This window comes from Peptostreptococcus anaerobius 653-L (genome assembly GCF_000178095.1).
GTDB lineage: Bacteria > Bacillota > Clostridia > Peptostreptococcales > Peptostreptococcaceae > Peptostreptococcus > Peptostreptococcus anaerobius.
The window spans coordinates 1-705 of the sequence record NZ_ADJN01000023.1 but is presented as its reverse complement, the minus strand read 5'-3'; the positions used below and the strand labels follow the sequence as shown (position 1 = coordinate 705).

The window sequence follows — 705 nt, the reverse complement described above, 5'->3', positions numbered from 1 at the left end:
ACCCGCTATGCGGGTGCGCGACAGATGTTATACAAAAAAATCACCATTCCATAGTATAATTGAATTGTTCAAGCTCAATAATACGAATAGGAAGGTGATTTTATGGCAAACAAAGCGAACAGCTTGTCTCATACAAAATGGATGTGTAAATATCACATTGTGTTTACTCCAAAATACAGGAGAAAAATAATATACAATCAATACAGAAATAGTATTGGTAAGATATTGAGACAACTATGTTCATACAGAGGTGTTGAAATACTCGAAGGTCATCTGATGCCTGACCATGTCCATATGTTGGTGAGTATACCACCTAAGTTAAGTGTATCACAGTTTATGGGATATCTCAAAGGAAAAAGTGCATTGATGATGTTCGATAAGCACGCAAATTTAAAGTACAAATTTGGAAATAGACACTTTTGGTCTGAAGGATATTATGTAAGTACTGTGGGATTAAATGAGGCAACAATAAGGAAATATATTCAGGAACAGGAAAGACACGATATAGCTTTGGACAAATTAAGTGTCAAGGAGTATGAAGATCCCTTTAGGGATGGCAAGTAATACAAATACCCTTTAAAGGGTAGCGACGAGTCAAAGGCCGAGCTTGAACAGAGTGAAAGCCAGCGCCTTTAGACGCTGGCCGGTAACCCTTGGGCTTATAGCCCGTGTGCAAACCACCCGTTGGACGGGTGGTCATGATTT

The 705-nt window shown here is 38.9% G+C and carries 1 protein-coding gene; it reads left to right on the top strand.

What is annotated here, in order from left to right:
• Positions 1 to 102: 102 nt before the first annotated feature.
• A complete protein-coding gene (gene tnpA / locus HMPREF0631_RS03190) occupies positions 103 to 564 on the top strand; it encodes an IS200/IS605 family transposase (protein ID WP_002843375.1) in 462 nt (153 codons plus the stop codon).
• Positions 565 to 705: the final 141 nt, after the last annotated feature.

What these genes read in the sequence shown, in the direction of transcription:
- tnpA (WP_002843375.1), top strand. Translation starts at nt 103, where the DNA reads ATGGCAAACAAAGCGAACAGCTTGTCTCATACAAAATGGATGTGTAAA.